The sequence below is a fragment of the Mesorhizobium sp. M5C.F.Ca.IN.020.32.2.1 genome, assembly GCF_004023105.1.
Lineage (GTDB): Bacteria > Pseudomonadota > Alphaproteobacteria > Rhizobiales > Rhizobiaceae > Mesorhizobium > Mesorhizobium wenxiniae.
This window is the reverse complement of sequence record NZ_RZSX01000416.1, coordinates 1-5389: the sequence shown is the minus strand read 5'-3', so window position 1 is coordinate 5389 and position 5389 is coordinate 1. Positions and strand designations below refer to the sequence as shown.

General features: G+C 66.4%; 4 protein-coding genes and 1 pseudogene. 1 reads left to right on the top strand and 4 read right to left on the bottom strand.

Going from position 1 to position 5389, the window contains the following annotated elements; genetic code table 11:
* From EOA86_RS20385 to hemC, 4 genes are all read right to left on the bottom strand, one after another.
* The coding region (locus EOA86_RS20385; RefSeq protein WP_164891857.1) for a heme biosynthesis protein HemY at positions 1-1303 on the bottom strand (1303 nt) is incomplete at its 3' end.
* Between the two features lie 10 nt (positions 1304-1313).
* Positions 1314-2810 (bottom strand): COG4223 family protein, encoded by a 1497-nt coding sequence (locus EOA86_RS20380; RefSeq protein ID WP_128343286.1) that lies wholly within the window; start codon positions 2808-2810, stop codon positions 1314-1316.
* 315 nt (positions 2811-3125) lie between these two features.
* The gene (locus tag EOA86_RS20375; protein WP_128343285.1) at positions 3126-3842 is read right to left on the bottom strand and encodes a uroporphyrinogen-III synthase; all 717 of its coding nucleotides are present in this window, start codon (positions 3840-3842) and stop codon (positions 3126-3128) included.
* A gap of 1 nt (position 3843) precedes the next feature.
* Positions 3844-4770, bottom strand: coding sequence for a hydroxymethylbilane synthase (gene hemC, locus EOA86_RS20370; RefSeq protein WP_128343283.1), 927 nt, complete (start codon positions 4768-4770; stop codon positions 3844-3846).
* 101 nt (positions 4771-4871) lie between these two features.
* Here hemC and EOA86_RS20365 point away from each other — a divergent pair.
* Positions 4872-5389, top strand: a pseudogene (locus tag EOA86_RS20365) (tRNA (adenosine(37)-N6)-threonylcarbamoyltransferase complex transferase subunit TsaD); the annotation flags it as partial.

The following is a 5389-nucleotide window of genomic DNA, read 5'->3' as shown; positions in this document are numbered from 1 at the left end:
AGGGGGGGGGCCGGGGCCGCCCCGGCGGCGCCCGCCACTCAAAGGCGTCGAGCTTGCCGGTGATCGGCGACACCGGCGCCCAGCGTTCGGAGACGACGCCGTCGGCAACCCAGGCCGGATCGCGCGGTGCACGCACTGCCTTGGACAAAAGTTGCCGAATCTTGCCCTGATCGCCGGTCTCGGCCTCCTCAATGTCGGCCAGAAGCAGATAGGCGCCTTCGCGGCGATCCATGCGTATGGCTGCCTCGGCCTCTTTGCGGGCGGTTGAAAAGTCCTGCGCGTCGAGTGCGGCGCGTGCCACCGCCAGCGATGATTCGGCGTGGTTCTTCTTCATCTCCTGCAGCTTCTTCGCCCGGTTCAGGCGGTCGAGCACGGCATCGCCCGGCCGGGCGTGGGTGTAGAGCTCCGCGATCTCCGGATGCGGCTCGGCTTTCCACGCCGCTTCCAGTATCTTCGCGCCCTTGCGCACATCATTCTGTCTGAACAGCAGTTTGGCTGCGATCACCGCCGCCGGCGCGAAATCCGGCCGCAGCCGGTTGGCCTCGAGAGCAGCGGTTTTGGCGGCATTGGGATCGCTGTCGATCAGCGCCTGCGCCTTGGCAGTGAGCAGCACGGCGCGACGCCGGTTGGCGGCGTCGCGTTCGATCTGGCGCGTCGATTTCTGCGCCTCGACCAGTTTCAGCGCGCCGTCCCAGTCGCCGCGCCCGGTCAGATCTTCCAGCGTCGATTCGGCGGCCCAGGCCAGCTGCGGCGCCATCGCGGCGGCGCGGCCGGCATAGTGCCGCGCCGCGTTGCGATCGCCGAGGCGTTCGGCCTCGAGGTAGAGCCCGCGCAGGCCGAGCAGCCGCATTTCGGGATCGTCGAGCATGGTCTCGAACTTTTCGCGGGCACCCTCATGGTCGCCTTCGAGCAGCGAGGCTTGCGCCTCGAGCAGGTGGATCAGCGGCTCCTGGTCGGAGCGAATGAGCTTTGCCGCTTCCTTGGTCTTCTTGCGGGCGAGCGCTCCGTCACCGGCCCCGGCGGCGATCATGCCGGTCGACAGCGCCTGATAGCCACGGTCGCGACGGCGCACGCGGAAATAGCGCGATATGGTGTAGGGGCTGTTCCACAGCGCCTTTAGCAGCCACCAGACGATCATCACCGCGGCGACCACGGCGACAACCGCCACCGCCGCCACCATCAGGCTGACCTGGTATTGATAGCCGCTGAAGGTGACGACCATCTCGCCCGGCCGGTCAGCCAGCCAGGCGAAACCCAGCCCGAGCACGAAAACGACGGCGAGGAAAAGCAGAATGCGAATCATCGGGTTTTCCTCACGCCTTCATCGCACTGGCGATCAGCGCCTCGATCTGCGTCTCGACTTCGGTCCGCGCCTTCAGTTTGCCGGCAAATTCGGCGCCGGCGGCCTTGGCCGCCTCGGGCAGTGTGTCGTATTCGCCGAGCGCCTTGGCGTAGTCGCCCTGGTTGACCGCCACCTCCATACGCGCGACGGTTTCCGGCGCCCCGGCGCCTTCGACGGCGCCGATCGGCCGGACCTTGACCAGCGATTCGGCGCTCGACAACAGGTTTTGCAGGAAGCCGGCATTCTGGTCGACGGGCTCCGAGGCAGCGACCATGGCATTGGCCGCGGCGGGCATTTCGGCGGCGATCTCAGCCCGAGTCGGAACGCCCTTCTCGGCGTAGCTACGCAAGGTCGCGAGCTCCGGTGCATCGGGTGAAATCGCCGCAAAGGTTTCGAGTTCGGCCGCGAAAGGCGCACCGCGGTCGAGTGCTGCCTTCAGCGCCGATGCGGCAATGGCGAGCGCGATCTTCGGTTGCGCTGCCTGTGCCTCGAGCTTGTCGGAAAGCTGCGACACGGATTGTTCCAGCGCCGCAAGCCGGCCTTCCTGCGCTTTCGCCGTCTCGCCGGCGGATTTCACCAGTGCGTCGAGCCCGACCAGCTTTTCGTTGAGCGGGCCGAGATCGACCGGCGCCGTATTGCCGGTTTGGCCAAGAGCCGCAATCTCCGTCTCGATCTGCCTGACCTTGTCGCCAAGGGCTGCAAGCCCGGCACTGTCGCCTGCTCCACCCTGCTCGACCGCCGATTTCAGCGCAGCGACATCCGTCTTGACCTGATCCAGGGCCGACGACAGCCCGTCCACCTTGGCCGATGCATCATTGTTGCCGGCTGTATCCTTGAGCCCGGCGATCTCGCTCTTTAGCGAAGCGATTTCGCCATTGATGCCATCGAGCGATACGCCGCCCGAGGAGACATCGCCAGCCCCTGGCGCGCCGAGCAAGCCGGCAAACTGCAGCCCTCCGGCGGCGGCGAGCGCGATGACGCCGCCGATAATGCTGGCAGCGATGCCGTTGATGCCGCCACGCTTCGGCTGCGCCATGTATTCATTCCCTGTCTGGGTTTCTTTCGGCGCTTCATCGGTCCCGCTGCTGGTCCCCGTCCCGCTGGCTTTGGCGGATGCGTCGTCGAAACTGTAGTCGAAGGCCCGGTTCGCCGACGCCTCCGAACCGGCCGGATAAGTCGGTTTGGGTCCTTCGGCACCTTTGGCGCCGCCCTCTGCCGGCTCTTCCGAGCCGGCCGGCGGGGCCGCGTCGGCATGTTCCCACGGCTCGATATCGGTCTGATCGGCATGCACGGGTTCATCAGGCGCTTCCGGCTGCGACGCGTTTGCCGCTTCCTCCGCCTTCGCCTCGTCGGTCCGACCGTTGGCGGCATCCTCGTCGGCAACGCGCGAGACGGCGCCGGGTTCTAGCTCGATGGTCACCGGCTCACGACGGCTTTTCGAATGCCGCATCTTCGGCGTCTTGACCATGCTTGGGCTCCGCAAATTTCGCTTCGGGATGGTTCAGAAAGGGTCTAGCACATCACCGAGCGGTGAAAAGGGGCGGCGTGATGACGCCCGTGGCTTCGAGGTCAGTTTTGGCAAAACGCCGCAGGGGCCGTATCTGCGCTTCAGGGAGATCAGAAACAAAAAACCCGCCTTGGCGGCGGGTCGTCGTCGCGAATGGGCACGACAGGCATTTTCTTAGCACAGCTGCCGGCACAAAGCAAGAACAAACATGCCGATCCAGGCAGTCGCCCCAGCGCTGACGCCCGGGACGGGCAGGCAGCAGCGGCAGGCGCCGGTTCAGCGCCGCGCCTGCAAAAGGCCCAGCAGCGCATCTTCGCTGGGCTCAGGCGCTATCCGGATCCTGTCGCCGGCGACATCGTCCAACGCCGCGGCAATGCGCGCCGACAAGGCGAAAAAAATTGTCCTCTCAAAAACGCCAAGCAGCGCCGGCCGGCCGGCCAGTGCCTGCATCGCTGTGGCCGCGTTGCCCGAATAGAGCAGCACCGCCTCGACCGGCAGGCCGGACAAGCGCGCAAGAACGGCTTCGTCGGAACAGTCCAGCGCGACGGTATCATAGGTCTCGACGGTGCGGACGTGAACGCCTGCCGCCTGCAGCCGCTGCTCGAAACCCGAAAACCGCACGCGCCCGCACAGATAGACGATGGTCTGTCCGGCGTAGCCGCCGGCAAGCGCATCCGCCAGCGCCTGGGCATCGCCGGGGCCTTCGCCGACGGAGAAGAATCCCGCAGTGTGGGCCGCTTCCGCGGTCCTTTTCCCGACGGCATGGCAGGGCAAGCCGGCGAGCGCTGCGATGATTTCTTTCGGCGCGTGGCGCACGGCATTGGCGCTGGTGACGGCAACGGCCACGGCATTGTTTGCGACCCCGTCCGCATCGACCGGCAGAGCGACCGTTTCGGTCAATGGCAGCAGGATCGGCTGAAAACCCTGGTCCAAAAGCCGCTGCGCCGTGCGCGAGGCGCCCGGTTCCGGCCTCGTCACCAGGACACGAACCATGTCAGGCCCAGCCGTCGAAGAATTTTTCGCCGGCCTTGGCCCGTACGGTCCTGGCGGCATCCTCGCCGATGTGGGCGGCATCCTGCACCGGGCCTTCCGCCTTGACCTCATGGGACTGCGTACCGTCCGGCGAGATTATCAGGCCGGCAAAGAAAACCGTTCCGCCCGATATCGTCGCATGGCCGGCGATCGGCGTGCGGCACGACCCGTCGAGCGCTGCCAGGAAAGCGCGTTCGCAGGCCAGCGCCTGTCCGGTCGGCACCTCATGGATCGCCGTCAGCATCTTTTCCACATCGAGGTCGCCGATGCGACTTTCGATGCAGATCGCGCCCTGCCCCGGCGCCGGCGGAAAGGTGTCGAGCGGCATCAGGTCGGTGATGACATTTTCGAGCCCGAGCCGCTTCAGCCCGGCATAGGCAAGGATGGTGCCGTCGGCAACGCCCTCGTCGAGCTTGCGCAGCCGCGTCTGCACATTGCCGCGGAACATCACCACGTCGAGGTCCGGCCGCATCCGCCGGATCAGCGCCTGGCGCCGCAGCGACGACGAACCGACCTTTGCGCCGTGCGGCAATCCGGCGATCGTTTTCGCCGCCTTGCCGACGAAAGCGTCCCGGGCGTCCTCGCGTGGCAGGAAGGCGGACAGTTCCAGCCCGTCGGGCAACACCGTCGGCATGTCCTTCGACGAATGCACGGCGATGTCGATACGGCGCGCTAGCAGCGCTTCCTCGATCTCCCTGGTGAACAGGCCCTTGCCGCCGGCTTCCGACAGCGGCCGGTCCTGGATGCGGTCGCCGCTGGTCGAGATGACGACCACTTCAAATGCCTCAACCGGCATGCCGTGCGCGGCCATCAGTCGCGCCTGCGTTTCATGCGCCTGCGCCAGCGCCAGCGGGCTGCCGCGTGTTCCGATTTTCAAGGTTGTTTGCATGGCGCGCCGTCCGTGATAACCCCCGGCAGATTGAGGCCGTTTTCCGGCTTCCTCCTAACGGGGAAAGACTGGTTGCACAATCTCTAGGGGATAGCGACGAATTGATCCGCGTTCTGGGCATTGAGACGAGTTGCGACGAGACCGCCGCGAGCGTGGTGGCGCTGGACGGCGGCGGCGCGCCGAAAATCCTGTCCGATATCGTGCTTAGCCAGATCGAGGAGCATGCCGCCTTCGGCGGCGTCGTGCCGGAAATCGCCGTGCGCGCCCATGTCGAGGCGCTGGGCGGCATCATCGAGGCAGCGCTCGCCGATTCAGGCGTCGAACTCGCCGACATCGACGCGATTGCCGCGACTGCCGGCCCCGGCCTGGTCGGCGGGCTGATCGTCGGGCTGATGACGGCCAAGGCGATCGCCGCCGCGGCGAACAAGCCGCTGATCGCCATCAACCATCTCGAAGGCCACGCGCTGACCGCGCGGCTGACCGACGGGCTCGATTTTCCCTACCTGTTGCTGCTGGTGTCCGGCGGCCACACGCAGATCGTCGCGGTGCGTGGCGTTGGCGACTATCAGCGCTGGGCGACAACCATCGACGATGCGCTCGGCGAAGCCTTCGACAAGAC